The organism is Paludicola sp. MB14-C6, assembly GCF_030908625.1.
In the GTDB taxonomy this organism is placed as follows: domain Bacteria; phylum Bacillota; class Clostridia; order Oscillospirales; family Ruminococcaceae; genus Paludihabitans.
This window is the reverse complement of record NZ_CP133133.1, coordinates 1,330,920-1,352,726: the sequence shown is the minus strand read 5'-3', so window position 1 is coordinate 1,352,726 and position 21,807 is coordinate 1,330,920. Positions and strand designations below refer to the sequence as shown.

The window sequence follows — 21,807 nt, the reverse complement described above, 5'->3', positions numbered from 1 at the left end:
GTACTTTACTAGGTTTGTTTATGTTTTAATGACTGATTTTCTTTTCTGTTTATAGTAACATTCCTTAATAATTTTGGTATAAAAAGAACTTCACGACATTATGTCGTGAAGTTCTTTTTTATCTATTAACTATCTTCCATTTTAAACATTATAAACATATTTAGAATATTATTTAAAGAAATAAAAGCTTTTTATCCATATTACATAAGTTAGTTGAACTAATACTTATTTATTTCTAATCATTTCCATCTGATTCAACAGGTTTATTCAATATATTTTTAGCTACTATATATGTATTATTATAAAGCTTATCTATATTTTTATTTGTTTTATATTGAAAACCATTATATATATTATTCATATTATATATAAAACTAAGTCCATCAGTGGTGTGAATTTCAATAACTGAGTTGATATCTTTATATTGTAGTTTGTTCCTAATTTGCAAGTGAGATTTTTTAAATTTTAGATTACTTAACTCTTCTCTCCACTGACTAATTACAAATTCATCTACAATACTACGTGAACCTTGTTTATCATTGGAAACATAGATAACATCAATTTTACTTGGATTGAATTTTTTATAGTATTGATCTATATTTTCAAGTGATTGATAGCCAGCGAATATTGGAAATATAATATATAATATACATATTAACACAACTAACAATAAAACTAAAACTACAAGTAATCTTTTAGTTTTCATCTTTTAAGCTCCTAACTAACAGAAATTGAATATCCAAATCTACTTTCGTACGTTGCATCACTATATCTAAAGAATCTATAATATGTATTCCATCCATCTGCAACACGAATATATTGTTTACCACTTGTATTAGCAACATATCCAGCAGCATATACAGCATGACCCGCATTTTCTGCTGCTGTAAATCTCCAGTACAAAGGTTTATTGGCATTAATTTCTTGCTTTATACCATTCCAATTATCTACTCTTTTTGTTATACAATTATATCCTCTAGATTTTACATAACTTTTAATACCACTAATAGCGTTATCTACGTTAACCGAATACTCTTTTGAATTTGAATTCCAATACACATTCATTTTAGTCCATAATTGTTCGTATGTTCTATATAGATTAGAATCAACTAGCAGATTACCTTTTCCTCTGGACATTTTATAGTAATACATAATATTTGAAGCTGCTAAACAACCACAATTATATTTACCACTACTGCTATTTATATCATTACTACCAAAAAGCCTAATATCATAACCTTTTACAGCATATCGATCTGAGGACTGAGTTCCAACAGAAGCTGCATCAATAATTGCTTTAAATACATTAACATAACTAGCGTCAGTATAGGATGATTCTTTTAAACTTCTAAACTCACTTTTTAATTCTTGTTTAGAAACTTCCCCATGTTCACTTAAATATGATTTACTAAATATATCATTATTTTCTGTTACATATTCAAAATCACCAATTTTAACCAGTTTTTTTTGTTTCTTTATAAAACCTTTAGTTAAATAATTTCTCACTAAATTTGTATTAGAATTTGTTTGTTTATCATTGGATTTTTCAATAGAATTATATAAACCTTCACCTGTTAAAGCATATTCAGATACATAGTTGTTAATATTATATGGATTAACCATCACATATCCATTTTGAACTCCATCTTTTTGCATAACGACGCAATATCCATATGGCATATCATTAATATCGGTAACTTCAATACTTTCTTTAACAGAATAGTAGCTAGACTTATCCTCTTTCATACCATTAATCCAAACTTGGGCATATTTTTCACATGCATTTTTTAATTCCTGTTCCGTTATTATAGTTTCATTTGCAGCAAATACAGAATTATTTACAGACACCAATATTAACAAAACTAACACAAGTGATAATATCTTTTTTGCTTTTTTCATTTTTATCTTCTCCTAATAATTATTTACAAAAATTTAATTAAATTATTTTGCAAGTGATATCTTGGACATTTTAACACTTAAATTTACTAAAATCAATTAATAAATATTGTTATTTTATAATCTATAAAATCCCAATTGTGGTGTAATTACAATATAATAAATAACTTCACGACATTATGTCGCGAAGTTATTTATTCAAAGTCATACTAGCTATATCAGCGTAATTTTTTTCGCCGTCTGAATTAACTTATGATAGATTTTTTTTTCGTCATCAGATAGATCTGAAAACATATCCGGAACAAACTCACAGATAAAGGATGAAGTCCAGTTACTTTCCATAAAGTCAAGTAAGTCTTGTTCCTCTTTTTTGTCAGTGAATGAGAAAAGATAAAAAGAATTATCATATTGATTAAGTAACGGAGCGAGTGCTGTCATTTCCCAAGCTGTTGTGCCGGCACCAATTATTTTTATATCACAAGTAGATAGCTTTTGTAAAACCTCTTCCGAAACTGCGCCATAATCATAAATGATATATTCATATGAATCAGAATTAGTAGGATCTTCGTAATACATAGGAACATTTTTATATGTTACTAAACCAGGCTGTTCCTCGCAAGCTTCTGAGAACACGTTACTGATAAAAGAAATATGATTACTTTGGTTACGCTCAACATAACACGAATGAATATTACTGTTAATGAGTGATTTAACTATTCTAATAGCTTGTGTAGTTGTGCCAATTCGAGGTAAAACCCCAACCACGCCAATTGTAGTAACTTGTTTTACAACTGGTGTGGTTTTCTTTTTAGTGAATATTCCTTTTTTCTGTTGCTGCGGTTCCTCAATAACATATTGTTTTACCTTATCAAAGCATATATGATTTAAACACTCATTAAATTCCTGTAGCATATGTTTTTCATCATATGACAAAACAAAGTTGTAAAAACCATTTTTAACGAGCTCGCTTAATAGGGTATTACCATGTGATTTTCCTTGAGCTATGATAATAATATTAGTGTCATTCATAGCTTTTAATAAGTACAATTGTGATGTGATTTCATCGTCACTGTTCTCTAGTACATTTAAATCAATAATAATGTTGGAATAGTGACGGATATTCTTAAATCTGCTTACCACAGCTCTAATATCCATCATATCCGGTACTAATTCATATGTTTCGTCTATGTTTTGTGTTAACATAGTTACCATTTCTGGTGTAGTAATAAATGCAATCAATTAAAATTCCTCCTTACAAGCTGAGAGATTAGTTTAATAAAACTAATTGCTTTTCATTTTTATAGATAAGTTTATTTGTATGTGGTAAAATAAGAACAAAAAATTAACGTGAGGTGTAATAATGGATTATACAAATTATATAATTGAAAAGCTTAAAAAGCTTACAGCAATTAATTCTCCATCAGGATTTACAAAAGAGGTAAGTGAGCATGTAGTAAATACGTTAACTGAAATGGGTTATTCTCCTGTTCTTACAACAAAAGGTGGGGTAATCTGTGATTTAGGCGGAAAAGATGAAAGTAGCGCATTACTAATGACTGCCCATGTAGATACACTAGGCGGTATGGTAAAAGAAATAAAGTCAAACGGAAGACTCAGAATTTCCCCAATTGGTGGATTACAAGCACAAAATACCGAGGCTGAAAACTGTACAATTGTAGGACGTTTTGGTGGAACTTTTAGCGGAACTCTTCAAATGGACAGCGCTTCTGTTCACGTAAATAAAGAGTATTCAACTCAAGATAGAACATTTGATACTATGGAAATTGTTATTGATGAAGATGTAAAGTCAAAAGAAGATACTCAAAAACTTGGAATTAATGTTGGAGACTATGTTTGTTTTGACCCCAAAACAACAATAACCCCAAATGGATATATAAAAAGCCGATTTTTAGATGACAAGCTAAGTGTGGCTATATTGCTAGGATATGCAAAATATTTAAAAGATGAAAAAATTATTCCTGATCGTAAGGTATACATTCACATTACCGTATACGAGGAGGTTGGGCACGGCGGTGCTTCATCAATTCCAAATTGTGTTACAGAAATTCTTGGAGTAGACATGGGTTGTGTTGGTGACTATCTTGAATGTGATGAGAAAAAAGTATCGATCTGTGCAAAAGACAGCCATGGTCCATCTAATTATGAAGTTACAACAGCACTAATAAAAACCGCAAAAGATAATAATATTGACTATGCAGTTGATGTTTATCCTTTCTATGGCTCTGATGCAGATGTTGCGCTAAACGCAGGACATGATATAAAACATTGCTTAATCGGTCCCGGCGTTTATGCTTCACATGGTTATGAGCGTTCTCATAAATTAGGTGTAAAAAACACATTTGAGCTAATAAAAGATTACATTAACTAAAAAAACCAAATAATAATTTTATACAGCGGGGGATAACATTATTCGCAGCGAAAAGCTTAAAGAGTTTGGCTTACATAAAAAATCAGTTGTAGCATTAACACGCTGCCGTATCCTTTGTTGTAATAGGTTGATGCTATAAAACCAAGCTGGCCAACAATGAAGTGGACCCAAAAAGTTAGACAAAGTTTTTGTTTAATTTTGTACAATTCAATAATTATGCAACTTGAATGGCTTGGTATCTGTGTTTAGCAGGTGTCAAGCCATTTAGTTTTAGCTTGATTCTTCGATTGTTGCAAGAAGCTTAACGATATCTTGATTGGTAGTCTTTAGGTGGTTGTATTTCGTTTTTGATAAGAACATCTTTATCCCACTCCATTATTGTGTCAACTATATCATATAAAACTTCCTTTTCCTTTTTTAACAACTTATCATAATCAGAAAAGACGAGTCTTATAAAATCAAGGTACTCCTTTGGATTATAGCGAGAAACCCGTTTCGCATATATGTAAAACACTCTGCAACGCTTACGAATTTTAAAAGGTATATCTGATAATTTAATTTTTTGATGTAGCACTAAATCTGCAAGAGTTTCTTTATATAGTAAAGCCGATTTTCTTAATTCAGAAGTTTCCATTAAATCCACCTCAATTCTATCAATAATAAACAATTGTTCCAACTGTATACTTTCTTTTACTTTAATAAATAAATTGCTGGATCAATTGTATCTCCGAACTTTGGACTTTTTCTAATTTCAAAATGTAAATGATGACCAGTAGAAGTACCGGGATTACTATCGGATGCCGAGCCACCTTCAACACCAATTTGTTGCCCTTGCATAACAGTATCACTTTTATTTACTAGTGTTTGAGAAAGGTGAGCATAGAAGCTATAGAATTTTTCTCCATCAATTTCATGTTCAATCATAATGAAGTTACCATATCCGCTCTTTGCATTGTTTACTTGAACTACCTTACCGTCTGCTATTGTTTTAATAGGTCTATGCCATTCACCACAAATATCAACACCAGTATGAAATTCTGGCTTGCCTGTAATCGGATGAATACGTTGGCCATAAGCACACCCAATCTCACCATCGCAAGGAAATGGGAACTTACCTTCATAAAATAAATCACTATTAGACTTATAAATTAAAGTGAGTACGTCAATTGTATCTTCTGGAAGAGAAAATGGCTTGTCTTTCAGTCGCTCCAGTATTTCGTTATGCTCTAAGAACACTGTACCTGTTTTATTGTCTTCTTGATCAGCATATTGTTTCTCTTTTATAAAATAGTTTTCTATAAAAGAAGCTATATCATTTTGATTAGCAGTTGAAGAAGACTCATTTGAAAGAAGGTAAATACTTCGAATTAACTTACAATCAATTGAGTTTGGTATATCGTACTTTGTCTTGACCGATTGAATAGCAGCAGTATATAACTTTGTATCCTCCTCCGGTGAGATAAATGTAGCAGCGAAGAATATGCAAATCAATCCAAGTGGGATTAAGCAAATATAATATATTTTTTGCCTTTTTTCTTTATCAGTAACGGTCGATACGACTTCTAAGATGATTCGTGCTGTAGCTGAAGCTGACATTATCGTCCACCACCAGTACCCATAGCTTCTAGATGATGTTGTGGTATGTCAAATTCAATTATGATATGTCTTGAACCAATAAAAAGAATACCAACACCACGTTTTTGTTGCATTAAAATCTCAACTTCAGCATCGGTTAAATTGTAGAGCTCTTGCAGTTCTTTTAAATCTCTTCCTTTGCCTACAGGCATTAGGATTTTAATGTTCGGCTGATCTAAAAGTGTCTGTCCCTCTTTCTTAATTGCTTCATCTAAAAAGTCAATTAACTGTTGCGAACAAATCCAAATACCAGATTCAAATTTACGGCATGACTTTTCAATGTTCGCAAGTCTTGTGATTGTTTCGGGAAGTCTTTTATCAATAACATTATGCGCCTCATCAGCTACTAAGATTACTCTTTCATTACGATCACGATACAAGTAATCTTCGCAATAATTTAATACTGTATGGTATAAGGCAGCTTTTATGTTGGATGCTGTACCATTAACAGCAGAAGTATCAAAGATAACAATATCTTTTGTAGGGTTAACTGTTGAGTAACCATTCCAAATAAAGCTATCAGATCCTTTTGCAATATTTCTAAGGAGTAGTCCCAATTCCTTATAATAGTTCGTTTCAGAACGCTTTAATGTGGATTCGTTTTCTTCAGCACAATGTAAAACTACATTATATAAGTCTTCCATAATAGGATAGTCTGTTGCTCTTAATTTTGAAACATCCGTTTCCCATGTAATTTTTTTTGATTGATAGGTTAGTTCAATACATTCTTTTAAAATAGCGGTTAGAATTGGATTCAAATCAAGGTATAATTTGAAGAAGACTTCTAAGTTGTTAATGTGTTTAGCTAAATCACTTAAAGTATTTTTTTCTTGGTTATCTTCTTGTGTTTTTTTGTAAATATGGAATAAGTTTATCTTACCGCCAACGCCGTTTACAATATCAATCCAATCTCCATCTAGATTTTCAGACAAGTCCTTATATTCACCATGTGGATCAATGATGATGAACTTTGTTCCTTGTTCCCATTCACCTTGTATCAGATGTTTTAAAGCAGTGGATTTTCCGACTCCGGAAACACCCATTAGAACTAAATTGGAATTCGTACGGTCACCACCACGACGCCAGAAATCTATGATGACTAGATTACCGGCACTATCTTTTCCAACATAAATACCTTCGCCATCATTATATCCGGCAAAGGCAAACGGATAACCTCCTAGTAATGAGCGAATAGGCATCAGTTGATTGGTTACTCCTTGTATCAATTCATTCGGTAAATTACAAGGTGAAACGTGGTCTAGTATGTCTTTTTGCATAAATGGAACAACAGAGAATCGAAAGGTTTTACCTGCAAATTTGTTTTTCGTAACTTTGAATTTTTTTCTTACATCTGCATCGTCTATTCCTATGGTTAACACACCAATTGCTAAATCACCAACGGATTCATTCTTATTACCTATCTGATCCATAACATTAATACCATCTTCAGCTTGTCGACTTGCACGTACACGTTCCAATGGACTTGCGTGTACTATACCTTCGGCAATTGGTTGTTGTACTGCAACCATATCACTAACTTCCTTAAGTACTACTTCAGCACTTTCAGATGGAGTATACATAAGCGTAGTTATCGTATTTTTTAAGTTACATACATCTGTTAACCATTCATACTCGACTGACGATGGATAATTCACTACAACACCACCTATGCAATCGGCTTCACCATAGTTAATTATGTCTTTACCAAATCTAAAGTTAATGGGTGCAATACCATTAACTAATTTAGCGTTTATTTTTACAGTTTGAGCGGCTTTATTCATTGCCTACACCTCCTTGAGAAGAGTAAAAGTGTATGATGGATCAATTCTCATGCTTTGAGCGTTAATTGGATTGTAAAACAAGCTTAGCAGATCATTGATTTCACGCTCATCACAAATGTGGCATTTTACAGATGAATTAACTAATGCATTTTTAAACTCAATAGTTTTCATTGATAGTTCTTCTTCTGAATGTTCAGAACGATTAAACCAAAGAGCAATATAGGTTAGCCGCTCAATAACGCCACCTGAAGTAGCCATGGCAGATAAGAAATGCATTGATTTGCCTAAGCTATCTTTTTTTCTTTGGTTTTGAGTAACACTTTTTATTCCATCTAGATAATCAATTGTTTGAGATATATCAGTTGGTCTGGAAAAGAGAATGATTTTAAATGGTGTGTTTAACGGAGATAGCTCAGCAGTCATTTTTGAAGTAAGCATTTTCTTTTCTTCTTTAGTCATAAGAGTTGTTGATAGTGGCTGTACACGTATATATTGAAATATGTAGTTGTCTTTTGTATATAAGAAATTCCCTTTTACATCAGCAACATTGATATATTCATTTATTGATATTTCGGGACCGTTATCTTTTTTCTTTAGCAATTTATTTCCACTCCTTTAGTTTTTTATATCGATAAAACTGTTGCTCACGTATGAATTTTATCGTTAACTGTATGTAGTTATAAACTGAGAGGTTGTTTGCCACTCGTACAAATAAGAAATAACTAATACCGCCTACAAAGACACAGATGCTCACAGCTATTATAGCTGCTAATTGTAAAGAACGAGTAGCCAATATAGAAATAGTAAAGCTTGAAATTAAAGTCACAGCAATAGTAACTATCAATCTCTTAAATTCCTTCTTACCAAATCCTTTTGCAAATTTCTCATCTTTGTTTATTTTTGTTGGTATAAATAAATCCAAAAGAATTCCCCCTATTTAAAATAATAGTTTACTATCATGTTAATTGGTGCACCAAATCCAACAATTAAAGAAATGACAAGAACAATCAATATGTTTTTCATTTGTAATTTTATACTGGCTTTATCTTCTGTTGTTGATAGTTCAATTGATAGTAGCACCCATCGCACACCACAAAAAGCAGCGATTGCCCCGCCTAGAGCAGTAATAATCCATTCTAATGTTGTCATTTTAAAGCCTCTATTTCTTAATAAATTTTATTGCATTCATTGCTCCTCGGCCAAGGGCAGAAGCTTTATTTCCCATACCGGATGCACCGGATGTTAAGAAGATTTCACTTAGATCTTGTGTAACTTTTAAACAGTATGCGACAATTGCAATTGAAACCATATAATTTAAAATAGGATAAATACTTGAACTGTCTATTTTAAGTATAGGAAAAATGGATATTTGAACTAATATCATTTGTACGATTATTGTAGCACACGTTTGAAATATCTTTTTCATAAAAACTGCATATAGTCCATTATCATTATCTATTAACCCAACACAAGCAAATGGCATACTCATGCGTAAAATAAAAAGTCTTACACCATTCATTAGAAAATGTATGTAGATTACAACAATTAAGATAAGATAGATTATTAAAAAAATAAATGTAGTTGTTCCAGTTGCATCCACGGGAAAATCGTTGTTACCAACAAATTTAGATAAAGTATTTGCAATATCAGATACAATGCTGTGAATCCATCCATATGCAACTGTAAATGTTAAGATTACTATTAACCCTTTTACATAGCTTTTCAAATAATCAATCGGTTTTACGGTAGCATCGCCATCTGTTTTGATTACATAAACAATGAATAGCTTATGGAGCAACTTCAATGTCAATAACAGTCCAGCAATGTATGCGATATAGTTATTCATCATATCTATAGTTGCAGTAGGTAAACCTATTTGTCTTTCAATAAAAAAGATGTTTTGAAATGCGGATGTAAATAGTCCTGTGTTAATAAACTCGATTATAGGTTTCATGAGTGGTTGCAATATCCACTTTAAAATTATATCTAGCACTTAATAAACACATCCTTATTTAAAGTAGGAGGTTACAATGGCAATAATGGAGCTTGCTCCAAAGACACTAATGAGGGTAACTATTGTTATCTTTTGAGCTTTACTCCATTTTTCCTTATCGTGTGGTTCAGTTTGCCAACTCTTAATAAGTGCAAATATTGCCCACAGCAATCCACATACAATAGGTGCAATAATAAGTAATGCAACCATGATATCGCTCGTCATATCCATAAAGCCTTTAAAAATTTTCGATTCTGTAACTGCATTTGCAAATACAGATGGTGCAAATGTGAAAGCAATTAAGGTTACTACTGATAAAGAAGTAACAGCCTTCTTTAATTTGTTTTTTCGATTGTATAGTTTTTTCTGCCAAGTAAATTTTTTCATTTCATGTCCTTCTTTCTTAAATGTAAATATAAAAAGCAGTATCAAGTTGACACTGCTTTAAAAACTATCTTCAAAATTGAAATTGTTTTGCATTTCTTCATTCATATGTTGTGCTCGCTCTGCTTCTTCTAATTCCTGTTCACGTTGCACTTCTACAAGTCTGTTAATGTATGTTTTAAAGTCCCAAAGTTGTAGAGGTTTAATAATATGCTCAGGTCGAGTGTTCTCTCTAAACTTACGAACAAGCGTATTGTGTTTTTCGTTACCTAGTCCTAGCATTTCATTGAAAAACCATTTATGTAAGTCGGGTACTTTCATTAAAGACGGTAACCCATCTGCCATTACCAACACATAAGGCCTTTTAATTCGCTCAATTTCGTTGGTTGTTAATAAAGAACGTCCAATTAACTGTGTTGATGAGGAAGTAGAACCAGTATTGTTTGTAGAAAGGAATCCGCTATCATTCATAGAAGCTGATGCTGATGTTGATATTACAGTATACTTACCAAGTTTTTGTTCAATTAGCTGTAGCGTTTCTGGATTTGTCGATTTTAAATATATCCAGGTAGTACAGCTATCTAATATAATTCCTGCTAGCTCTTTGCCATATTTTAAAACTAATTGCTCTTTTGATTGAATATACAAATGAAAATGAATACCTCTACCTCCGGCAACAGTTAAATTTCCTTCAAAGAAAGGAATAGCAGAGTAGTTTCCAAATTCATCGAGGTTAAATTCAAAGTTACGTGGTAATCGTCCACCTTCTCTATCTGCATAGAAAGAAATATATTGATAATATTGACTTGTGAATAAACTAGCCAGTGGATAATATGTTTGCTTCGTATCGGGTAAGATTATAAAAATAGCTTTTTTCTGTGATGGATCGAGCAATCCATCATCGGTATAACTTGTCATATCAGCAATATTAGGATCAGTAAACAATCTCAATGTTGCAAGAGCTGATGTAATAAAGCTACCTCTTGTTTTGGGCGGCGCACTTCCCGGTATCGCCATTATTAATTTAGAAGGGTGTTTATCTGGAAGAACTGAAATGATATCTTCCAATAAAAGATTACCTGTAATTTTATTTGGTGTAGTCATCTTTGATATATAGTGAAATAAGTTAGTACAATTTTGATAATGCTTATGTTTGTTCTCATAATATATCTTAATTTCTTCTTGAGAAGCTTCGGGATACTGTAAGTGAAGTCCTTTAATTGAATTATCAAAGACTACTTGCATGATAGCTGCCGCCAACAATCCTTTTTCACCATTTGACCATAATGGATCTGATTTTGTTTCTTTAACTAAACAGTCAACAAAATCCCAACAATATGATGTTGCTAGTGATAGATCATCTTTATCCTTTGCGTTATCAACAGCATCTATGATAAACTGAAGAAAATTAAAATGAATACTTCTTTTAGGATTTTTAAAATCAATAGGACAAACACTGTATCCTAGTCTTTTTAGAGTAGGAAACGTATAAACAAATAATTCACCTTTTGGATCAGAGTTAAACATATCGACTCCCGCTAAACCTTGCAAGCAAATACTCTGAATAACTTCTGTTCTTGTTTTACCAGAACGAGTTGAACCAAATGTGATTGTATGAATATCACCCTTTATTAAATGAATATGTTCTTGCGTTTTTGATGTTTTTTCATATGATATTGGAATGCTAGCGTTGTCTATATCAAATTCATTTTCAATTTGCAGGGGCTGTATTTCTCGGTATTCACCATTTTTAATGGCTTTTATGTCTTGCTTACCTTCTTCTATAAGTTGAGCTATGAGATCGTTGTCTGTTGATAAATTGACTGAATAGAATAGTTTATATTGTTCTTCTTTATCTGTAAACCAAGCGCCGCCATATTGTTTTTGACCTGCAGGTTTTGGTATTTCAATTTGTGGTGTTATTTGCACCATTTCACTTTTGGAATGAGCATTACTGCGTTTCCAAAAAATTATGTAACAAAGAAAAATCATTATCATTACTGATAAAATAAAAAATAACATCAGATGTTTTTGGTCTGATGATATACTTTGCATAAAGCAACTTATTTTAAATGCGTCTTGTGGTCGTTGCTTTATTGTCATTATTAAAAAATTTGAAAGGACCGAAGAACAAAGCATTGAAATAATACATAATAGAAATATCATAGTAACTTTTGCTACCGTTTGCTTTTTCATTTTTAATCACCCCATTCAATAGAATTGTCTTGTAAGTTTTTCATAATTTCGGCTTTAAGTGCCTTTGACATGTCACGATTTATTTTTTTATTTTTATTAGTTACGGCTCGATTGCTATTTTCAGCTACAGTGTCAAGTATACCTTGCATCAAACTAATGAGTACTATGCGTTCTTCTTGACGACTATTCATAATAAGTAATGCATATTGATTATCTTGCTGTGCAGCCATTCCTAACCATTTAAATGCTTCTAATTTGCTGTATGGTACAACCTTACCCTCTAAATAAAGTTTTCCTAGTGTGTATTGAGCAAATTGATTTCCTTGGTTTGCTGATTGAATAAGTAGATATAAGCCTTTATTCACATCTTGCGGAACAATAGAACCCTCGATGTAAAGCTTACCTAAAGTGTATTGAGCAAATTGATTTTCCTGTGCTGCAGATTGGAATAGAAAATCCATACCTTTCTTAATGTTCTGTGGAACAGTAGTGCCATCAATGTAAAGCTTACCTAAAGTGTATTGTGCAAATTCATTTTCTTGTGCTGCAGATTGGAATAGAAAATTCATACCCTTTTTTATGTTCTGAGGAATAGTAGTGCCCTCAATATATAATTTACCTAAAGTATATTGAGCAAATTGATTTTCTTGCTCTGCAGATTGGAATAGAAAATCCATACCTTTTTTAATGTTCTGTGGAACAGTAATTCCTTCAATATAGAATTTACCCAAAGAATATTGTGCAAATTGGTTATCTTGCTCTGCAGATTGGGAAAGTAAATCAATACCTTTATTAACATTCTGCTCTACATCGGTTCCATTGATATAAAGCTTACCCAACGTGTATTGGGCAAATTGATTGCCTTGTTCTACTGATAAAGAAAGCAAGCCGATACCTTTCTTTATGTTTTGTTCCACGGTAGTAGTACCTTCGATGTAAAGCTTACCTAGCATATGCTGTGCAAACTGGTTGCCTTGCTCCGCAGATTGATTGAGCAAATCCACACCTTTTTTAATGTCTTGTTTAACATCAGCTCCTTCAATGTAAAGCTTACCTAAAGCATACTGAGCAAACTGGTTGCCTTGCTTTGCAGATTGATTGAGCAAATCCACACCTTTTTTAATGTCTTGTTCAACATCAGCTCCTTCAATGTAAAGCTTACCTAAAGCATACTGAGCAAATTGGTTGCCTTGCTCTGCAGATTGAATAAATAGGTTAATACCTTTTTGCAAATCTTGTTCAACAACAATTCCTTCAATGTAGAGCTTACCTAAAGTATACTGAGCATACTGGTTACTTTGCTCTACAGATTGAGAAAGTAAACCAATGCCTTTATCAACATTCTGCTCTACATCAGCGCCATCGATGTAAAGCTTACCTAAAGTATATTGTGCATACTGGTTGTCTTGTTCTGCAGATCGAGTGAGTAGAGAAATACCTTTTTCAATGTTTTGCTCTGCATCATTACCTTTAATATAGATTTTACCTAATGCATATTGAGCAAACTGATTATCACCATCAGCTGAAAGAGATAACCATTGAATTGCTTCTTCCTTTTTTTCTAGAGAGGATGTTTCATCGGACAAAATAAGTTTAGCTAATTGATATTGTGCAAACGTATTATTAAGCTGTGCTGACTTCTCAAAATAAGTAATAGCTCTGGGACGGTCTTCATCTACCCCCATTCCTTCTAGTAACATTTTCCCGATACGATACTGTAACATATCATCATGGCTCTCATCTTCTAATTTACAAAAGCCTTCAAAAGCAACTGCAAAACATTCATTAGCCTTAATCGGGTTTATTTCAACTCCTACACCATCACGATACATTTTACCTAATTCAAAAGAAGCATAAGGAAAACTTTGTTCGTGTGATTTCGAATATAACTCAAACGCCTTTTCATAGGATTGTTCTACACCTTGACCTCGGTAATACATACCACCCAAAGTATATTGTGCATACTTATAACCACTATTTGCTGATTGACTTAACAATAAACTAGCTTTTTCTAAATCTTGTGTAGTTCCTAAAGCTGATAAATACATTTTTCCCATTTTGTATTCTACATAAGGTGATGGTGTATTCTCTTCAATCTTGCCAAATGCAATGAGTGACTTTTCATACCAATTAAAAGCTTCCTCGTTGTTAATATCAACACCCAATCCATCTACATAAAAACGTGCTATATCAAACATTGCAATAGCATTACCTTTTTCAGCTTCACGTTTTAAGATCATCAAAGAATCATCAAAGTTTGGGGGATCATCATGCAATAAACTTTTTGCTTTCTTAAAATCTTTGTTCCAATTAACGTAATACTTCTTATCAGCAGATTCCAGTTTCTTTTTCTTACTGCTTGGTTTCTCATATGGTTCATGATTACTATTGCTTTTCTCTGTTGGGTTTTCATTTACTGATTCAATTTCTTGCTTTTCTATTTGTCCAGTGTAATAAATGGTGCCTTCTTGATCAATGTTGGTTTCCAAAGGAGTTTCGTTCATCAAACTTTTCTCATCTTGAATGTCAAAAAAAGTAATGTCCTTTTGTTCATGTTGCAATGATGGATGTAAATCACGAATCTCTTTTAGTGCTTTTAGAATTTTATTACCAACATCTTGATTTAACTTTCTTTTTTGCTTATCAACATAGTAATTTACATTCTTTTTACCACCATGCATATTAGCTTGTTCAGCTGAAACATTTAAAAAGCTTTCGTATGTTTTTACAATATCTGAGTCACTTTTTATAATTGATAAGCTGATTTTATCTAGTGTATCTTTTACTGATTGAGGTAAGTATTGATACTTAAAAGCACCATTTTCATACTCCTTGTTTATTTGTTCATTCAGATTCATGAGTTGACTGAACAGATATGGAGCATTTTCATTGGTAGTACGACGATTTAATATTTTGTAGTTAATATCTGAAAAAGTTTGGGATAATGCATATAAATCATCTTTAGGATTTTCCTTAATGGCTTTTACTACAGAAGAAAGAGAACTAGTATTGCTGTCGGTTATTTGTTCCATTAGTTGCTTTACTAATAAGTCTTTATCTTTTCGTAATGAAACTATTTCATCATGAAATAGATCATCGATTAGCTTCTTCCGAATTGTATTAGATTTTTCAGGATCAATATAGTTAATACCAATTGTTTGTGATGTATCCCAGTACATTAGGTGTACGTGCGGATGACCTTTTTCCATATGAACAGCTCCACACCACTCTAGAGTGCGTGGAGTGATACCCATTTCTCTTGCTATATCATTGATGTTTTTATTTATTAAATTTGCCCATGCATCTCTAGTTGTTATCTCTTTATTGATTGCATCTTTTTCTTCAAGAGAAATAATTGCATTATAGATAGTCTTTTTAGAATGTGCGAGATCTTCAACATAACCTCTTATTGATTCTAAATCTTCAATATCGTCCATCTCGTCCATATTTGATAATCGGCCAAACAAACCATGAGGTTGTTCATCCGTCGCAACGCCAGGGCGGGTTGCAATGTATTGAACATATAATTCCTTTTCAAATTGTGTATCGCTATCTATACTTTTGAGTTCTTGATTTAAATTTAAGTTTCCTAATTCAACACCAGGGCGAGTAGCAATGTATTCTAACATTCGTGATATTGCCTTAGGTGTTCCTTTTTTATTCGGTTTATAAATCCATTGCTTAAATACTACCCTGCTCATTAGTATGCTCCTTTCCAATAGATAAAGGGATAGATTTCTCTATCCCTTTTCCACGTTATATTATTGTTCTTCGAGCTCAGCTATTTCATCTTCAGTAAGTTCATTACCTTCAATATTACCAGATAAAAACCGTTCTAACGCTTCCTCACGAGGTATGTTGTAGAATGTTGCCATTTCATCTACATAAGCAATGTCGTCTTCTGTAGGTGTATAATAATTTGTTGCTTCTGGCATTTAAAATCGCTCCTTTTCTTTTTAATATATCATTTTAGATCTAGCATATCAAGAGCAATTGTTTCGCTCTTCATAAAATCATCAAACTCTTCTGGAGTAAGTTTTAAATAAGCAATTGCCATTGCTTTTGCATTACGCTTTATTTCTTCAAACTCTTTATGTTTAGTAGGCGGTAAAATACTATCCATGATGTAAGCAAGCAAGTAAAAATTTGCAACACTTTGATAACCTATTTTAGCGTTAAGTTTTGCAACCCGTTCAAATTGAGGAAAACAAGTTGATTTGATTTCCTCGTTTATTTGGTCCCTAACAAAATCAATGCTCTCTTTTGCTAGTTCTTTTTCTAAGCCGATGTTAACCAAACGGCGAACCATTTCTGACTTGTTACCACCTTTTTTTGCAACCAATGAATTTAAAGTATTATCAGTTTCTTTATCGACCTTAAAACAAATTGGTATTAGATCGCTAATAGTAGTCACTTCCTTCTTTTTATTTTATTAGTACCGGGTGTAGGGCAGGCGCCCTACACAAAAGGGGCAACGCCCCGTTACCTCCCCACACTAGTGGGAAGGCAGGAATAGTCGTCTTACCGACGACTTGGAACAGCTTAAAGCCACAGGCTTTAACTGGTATTACGGGGAGTAGAATAGTATTACAATCGTAATACTATTTCAGTCTGAAGAAAAAGCCCGATTTTGGCGTAACCAAAGTCGGGCTTTTGAATATATGGTTGAAAATTTGAAAAAAGTGGAAAGGATACAAAAAGGAGAGTTCACCCTCCACTTATGTATTGCCAGCTTTTTAAGGTTCATGCACGCAAATTTAAGCCTAACCCAGTTTGTTACTTGGGCAAGACCTCGATAAGGTGTATAACGCATTGCGTATTTTTCTTTCGCATCAGCAAAAACTCGCTCAATCGTTTCTTTTCGCTGTGCATAAAGATCTTTGTATTTTATTGCATAACGAATATCTGAAACTTGCTCTAAGTACTCATGCCAAACATGAACTGTGTATTGTTTCTGGAATTCTTTACTTTCAGTGCATTTGTAACGAAACCCACAGATTTTACAGTCGTTTGGATTGCTTTTAAATTCTTTGTATCCTTCTCTATTCGTGGTGGAATAGTGTAAAACTTTATTGTTTGGACATACTACACAGTCAAAATATTCATCATATGAAAAATCATATTTCTTAAAAAAGCCTTGTTTTGTCATTGGTCTACGATATGGTACTAATAAATCTTTTCCATCATCTATAAGTCTTTTTGCAATATAGGGAGTATTGTAGGCACTATCTGCCACTATTGTTTGGATTTCGGGGTGGTTTTCTTTTAATTTATCATACAAATCATCGAATGCTACGCTGTCATGTACATTGCCTGCTGTTACATGAACATCTACAATGTAGCCTTTTTTGTCACAAGCTGTATGTGCTTCATAAGCAAGGCATTTCTTATGCTCTCCTTTATGAAATACACCGCTTTCAGGGTCAGTGGTTGATTCATTGATGATTTTTTCTTCTATTTTAGGTGGCTTTGTATCGTCAAATGGCTTTTTTTTATGTTCTTCTCTATCTTTATTGATTTCGTCCATTAGTTGTTTCTCATAATGTTTTGCTGCTACGGGGATTGATTTCTTTACAACCTTTTTTATATTTGCATTTGCTTTTATATGGGTTCCATCTACAAATACCACCTCTGGGTCAAGATATCCCATATCATTGATTTCATTCAATATCCAGTTGAAAATGCATGCAATAGTATTCTCGTTAAATCTATGTTTAAAGGCATAACTTATTGTTGTAAAGTGAGGTATTTGTTCTGTCATTAAATATCCTAAAAACCAACGATATGCACAGTTCATTTGTACTTCTTCTACCAATTTGCGCAACGAACTTATTCCATACAAATGTTGTATTAAGACCATTTTGATTAGTACTACTGGGTCTATGCTTGGTCTTCCATTATCTTTACAATACAAATCCTCTACGAAATCATATATATGACAGAAATCCACTGCACTATCTATTTTTCTAAGCAAATGTTCTGCTGGAATAAATTCTTCTAAGCACAAAAACTCTACTTGTGTTCGGTCTTTTTTAGCTTTAACTAACATTTAATCACCCTATTTAATTATACCATTTTTCGCGTCAAAAGTCCCCTAAATCATCAAATTTAGGGGACTTTTTCTACAAGCTGGAATAGTATTACAATCGTAATACTATTTATCGTTCTTTTTCGATACCGTTTTCTTGTGACTTATTTTTGCTTTTCGCTTCTTTCATAGCTGCCAAGTCTTTGTTTAAATCAATACCTTTTGGATACTTAGTAGTTACAGATATGCTTTTGTTAGCAATAGTTTTCTTTATTTTTTTAAAGGTGAAGTCACGATAATCAACGAGTTGATTAGTTTGAGGATTGAGGGATTTAGATTGGTCAAGCATAACTTTGACATTTTTAATCTTTGGATGGCTACTGATAAAATGTTGAACAGCTTTCGTATAGTTTGACATACAGCATAGATAATTGTTCTTATTTTCTTTACCACTCTCTTTTAAGTAAGTCATGTGAGTTAGCATAGAAATAGGATTATTAAAAACAAGCAAGTCGTTAGAATCAACCTCTTGTGATAGATAACATCTTGCTTGTTCTTCATTTTTGTATTCAATTCTAAAATCCGCACGATCCTTGCTTTGATTATAGTTTACTGATATAGCGTAGATAGGAATACCATTTTTATCACGTTGAACAAAGACTGTATTAGATACTGTCTTTATATTTCCATTTTCATCTTTTTTCTCATGGTCAGCTTGATAAATGTTGCCTTTATCTAACCATTCCTTCACTATGTTTTTATCAAGTTGTTTAGTTTCAGTTAGATGCATATAGCTACGTTTATTATTAAGTGCTTGCTCTGGAACTTTGATAATAGGTTGATTGTTTCGTTGTAAAGTTAACTTAAGTTCAAGATTATAATCTTTGGCTTTAGGATAACTTTCTAAAACTTGATAACCTAATTGAGAATATTTATCAATTAGTTTTTGTCCCCTCTTAACACCGTGATTATCTGGTTCACCAAACTGATTAACTGCTTGAGAGTCATTGTTTAATGCAATATTAATAGTATTAATATTTGGATGATTTAATAAAAATTCGTCAATAGGAGTAAAAGACATTCCACCTATACTTAAAATGTGTTCTTTTTTATAATCCTCACCATTTATTTTTCTTAAGGTTGCAAAACTAATTGCTTCTATTGGAGATTCACACACTGTCAACCAATCTGCGCTTTCGTATCCTTCAAGAACAAACCCATATTGTTTCTCTGAATTCTCATAATCCTGCTTAACTGGCTTACATCCATAGATATCATGGATGCTTCGTTTACTTGCATATCGAGGATTGTTTTCTTTATCAAATCCTACAAAGACACAATTATTAAAAGTAAATTCATCAGACCCTTTTTTTATAACTTCATTACTTTGATATATACTTCCATTTTTAATGCAATCGTAGACAATATCACGATCAAGACCTCTTGTTTTTAATAGATATGCCCAAACCATTTTATTATTTTCAGCTTTTTCTGGTAACATAACTCTTTCTTTATTTTGCTTATTTTCTTTACTTCGCTGCACTAATTTTTGTGGGTTGAATGTTTCGTTTATAAGTTCCTTAACAGCATCAACGTAACCTTTTCCTTCATGTTGTACAAGAAAGGAAACAGTATCTCCACCAACAGCATTTGCAAAGTCAAACCAAGAGTTTGTGTTTGGAAAGATTACTACACTGTCATGGTCACCTTCAATAAGTTTATAAGCTTTTCCGCCATGTGGCTTTATTTGATAACGATTAGAAACGTAATTAAATAAGTCAACTTGCTTTGCACGATCCAACTGGTCACGAGTGAAGTTTTCCTTTTTATCAGTAGGGGCTTTCGGCTTTGTCATATCATCCTTCCTTTCAAATTTTCTTCCCTCACCAGATACCCCCAATTGAAATAAATTAGGTAAATCTGAAATTGCTTTATTTTGATTATGGTAAAATTCAAGTTTGATTGAAGTCCATTCATCGTATGGGACTTTTTCAAACGTCATTTCGTTGACATGAAAAATAGGAATATGTAATTCATCTTGAGCTATTTTTATTTCATTTGCCATACCTTGTGAAACCCTATCACCAAACACCCATAATTCATCAGATTTTCTTAGATAATCGATTCCTAAGGCTAGTCCCATTTCTCTTTCCTCTGGAATCTGATCATTGAATAATTCTGTAATATGAGGGGCGATTGGAGTAGCACCTTGTTTGGCTACATACTTACTAAACTCCCTTGCTTTGCGAATGTTAGCTTCAATCTCGCCTGCAAGCGGTGAACATACATAAACAGTTTTACGGTTTGGATCAATTACTGGTTGCTGTTGTGATTCGTTGTTTTGTTCTTGAGTAAATTCATACACACGACCGTTACCGTTAAGCAATAGCTGACATTCGGCAGCAAGCATAGACATATTCATGAATGCGTTTGGCGAAGCCTCAAGAGTTTTTATTGTAGCAAATTGTTGTGTAACAAATTGATTATCCCGTTCAAACTCCATTTTTATATCAATATAGATACCTTCGCTACCGCCAAAATCAGTTTTACATAAAAAAGAGCAATCAGATGGAAGATTTGTTTCTTCAAGATTCCACGATAGTGAAGAATAATCAATAATATTGCTAAGTTTATAATTGTTTATATGTTGTTTTAATTCATCAAACACTTCATTGGCAGTTCGTGTATGAGTATTAGTAATAAGGTGTGTATTGGGATCAGATTCGTATGTTTGAGTTACGATAGATCTTAAAGTATTTTGTCGATTTGTTTGATTGGAAGAGGGTGGGGTAACGGTTTCTTTTTCTTTTGAGAGAAAGGTATTTTCAATATAATCAATGAAAGTTTCATCGTTAAACCCGTTCCAAATATTATCACAGCAAAGCTCACCTTTGGTATTGATAATAACACTAGCAGTTTCATCGCCATAAGTATCATGTTCCATTAAGTAGAACATTTCTCCTGCAGACTTAGTTTTATCAATTGCAGACCATGTCCCAACATGTCCGTCTACTTTTATGCCTTGAAATGCTGCCATTGTTTCATAATCAAATTCGTCTTTATCTACCTCAGTCACTTCATATGGGATTCCATCTTTGTCACAACGCTCTACAGCTTTGTTAAACCTTTCTGGACTATTATAATATTCAGTTACTGCGATACCGCTTATGTTCCAATACTGTAGTTTCATATAAAAAGGTTTTTCATAAACAAAGTCTGTATAACCTATATCAGATAAAATACCCTGTACCTTATCAACATCGATACCATCTTGCTTTAATTCTTCCCATTTTTCCAACTCGATTGATGAACCATATCGTCCAGTATTATAACCATTACCATCATAATCTCTGTCCCAAATGACCATTTTATCCGGAGCAGTAGGGGAAAAAGCAACAGCTATATCCTTGGTTTCATCCAATATAAAATACCCTTTGTTTTGATTTAACAAAGGGTATTTTTGTTTGAGTTGCTCTTTCATGTAGTTGCTGTCCATAAAGACATC

18 protein-coding genes are annotated in these 21,807 nt (G+C 32.8%); 1 reads left to right on the top strand and 17 read right to left on the bottom strand.

The window, feature by feature from the left end; translation table 11 throughout:
* Positions 1-235 precede the first annotated feature (235 nt).
* From RBG61_RS06485 to RBG61_RS06475, 3 genes are all read right to left on the bottom strand, one after another.
* Complete coding sequence (locus RBG61_RS06485) at positions 236-706, bottom strand: hypothetical protein (RefSeq protein ID WP_307946924.1); 471 nt, start codon at positions 704-706, stop codon at positions 236-238.
* An 11-nt stretch (positions 707-717) separates the two neighbouring features.
* Positions 718-1,899, bottom strand: coding sequence for a hypothetical protein (locus RBG61_RS06480; RefSeq protein WP_307946921.1), 1,182 nt, complete (start codon positions 1,897-1,899; stop codon positions 718-720).
* A 210-nt stretch (positions 1,900-2,109) separates the two neighbouring features.
* Positions 2,110-3,135 (bottom strand): hypothetical protein, encoded by a 1,026-nt coding sequence (locus RBG61_RS06475; RefSeq protein WP_307946919.1) that lies wholly within the window; start codon positions 3,133-3,135, stop codon positions 2,110-2,112.
* Between the two features lie 121 nt (positions 3,136-3,256).
* Here RBG61_RS06475 and RBG61_RS06470 point away from each other — a divergent pair, with 121 nt between their 5' ends.
* On the top strand, positions 3,257-4,285 hold the full coding sequence (locus tag RBG61_RS06470; RefSeq protein ID WP_307946916.1) for a M42 family metallopeptidase: 1,029 nt from the start codon (positions 3,257-3,259) through the stop codon (positions 4,283-4,285).
* Positions 4,286-4,586: 301 nt separating this feature from the next.
* Here RBG61_RS06470 and RBG61_RS06465 read toward each other — a convergent pair whose 3' ends face one another.
* The 14 genes from RBG61_RS06465 to RBG61_RS06400 form a co-directional block, all read right to left on the bottom strand.
* Positions 4,587-4,961: a hypothetical protein gene (locus RBG61_RS06465; protein ID WP_307946914.1), complete on the bottom strand. Its 375-nt coding sequence runs from the start codon at positions 4,959-4,961 to the stop codon at positions 4,587-4,589.
* A 14-nt stretch (positions 4,962-4,975) separates the two neighbouring features.
* Positions 4,976-5,881 carry a M23 family metallopeptidase gene (locus RBG61_RS06460; RefSeq protein WP_307946912.1) on the bottom strand — a complete coding sequence of 302 codons (906 nt, stop codon included), beginning with the start codon at positions 5,879-5,881 and terminating at the stop codon, positions 4,976-4,978.
* Entirely contained in the window at positions 5,881-7,701 is a 1,821-nt protein-coding gene (locus RBG61_RS06455; protein WP_307946911.1) for a VirB4 family type IV secretion system protein, read from the bottom strand. The genes RBG61_RS06460 and RBG61_RS06455 overlap by 1 nt, the downstream gene beginning before the upstream one ends.
* 3 nt (positions 7,702-7,704) lie before the next feature.
* Positions 7,705-8,301, bottom strand: a complete 597-nt coding sequence (locus RBG61_RS06450; protein WP_307946909.1) for a hypothetical protein — start codon at positions 8,299-8,301, stop codon at positions 7,705-7,707.
* 1 nt (position 8,302) lies between these two features.
* Positions 8,303-8,623: a hypothetical protein gene (locus RBG61_RS06445; protein ID WP_307946907.1), complete on the bottom strand. Its 321-nt coding sequence runs from the start codon at positions 8,621-8,623 to the stop codon at positions 8,303-8,305.
* A gap of 11 nt (positions 8,624-8,634) precedes the next feature.
* Positions 8,635-8,850, bottom strand: a complete 216-nt coding sequence (locus RBG61_RS06440) for a hypothetical protein (RefSeq protein WP_307946904.1) — start codon at positions 8,848-8,850, stop codon at positions 8,635-8,637.
* A gap of 10 nt (positions 8,851-8,860) precedes the next feature.
* Complete coding sequence (locus tag RBG61_RS06435) at positions 8,861-9,694, bottom strand: conjugal transfer protein TrbL family protein (protein ID WP_307946902.1); 834 nt, start codon at positions 9,692-9,694, stop codon at positions 8,861-8,863.
* Between the two features lie 15 nt (positions 9,695-9,709).
* Entirely contained in the window at positions 9,710-10,081 is a 372-nt protein-coding gene (locus RBG61_RS06430) for a hypothetical protein (RefSeq protein WP_307946901.1), read from the bottom strand.
* A gap of 57 nt (positions 10,082-10,138) precedes the next feature.
* Entirely contained in the window at positions 10,139-12,274 is a 2,136-nt protein-coding gene (locus tag RBG61_RS06425) for a VirD4-like conjugal transfer protein, CD1115 family (RefSeq protein ID WP_307946899.1), read from the bottom strand.
* 2 nt (positions 12,275-12,276) lie between these two features.
* Positions 12,277-15,975 carry a MobP3 family relaxase gene (gene mobP3, locus RBG61_RS06420; protein WP_307946895.1) on the bottom strand — a complete coding sequence of 1,233 codons (3,699 nt, stop codon included), beginning with the start codon at positions 15,973-15,975 and terminating at the stop codon, positions 12,277-12,279.
* Between the two features lie 60 nt (positions 15,976-16,035).
* Positions 16,036-16,209 (bottom strand): hypothetical protein, encoded by a 174-nt coding sequence (locus RBG61_RS06415; RefSeq protein WP_307946893.1) that lies wholly within the window; start codon positions 16,207-16,209, stop codon positions 16,036-16,038.
* A gap of 29 nt (positions 16,210-16,238) precedes the next feature.
* Complete coding sequence (locus RBG61_RS06410; protein WP_307946890.1) at positions 16,239-16,688, bottom strand: hypothetical protein; 450 nt, start codon at positions 16,686-16,688, stop codon at positions 16,239-16,241.
* Positions 16,689-16,880: 192 nt separating this feature from the next.
* Positions 16,881-18,323, bottom strand: coding sequence for an IS1182 family transposase (locus RBG61_RS06405; protein WP_307942466.1), 1,443 nt, complete (start codon positions 18,321-18,323; stop codon positions 16,881-16,883).
* 109 nt (positions 18,324-18,432) lie between these two features.
* Entirely contained in the window at positions 18,433-21,798 is a 3,366-nt protein-coding gene (locus tag RBG61_RS06400) for a DUF3991 domain-containing protein (protein WP_307946887.1), read from the bottom strand.
* Positions 21,799-21,807 lie beyond the last annotated feature (9 nt).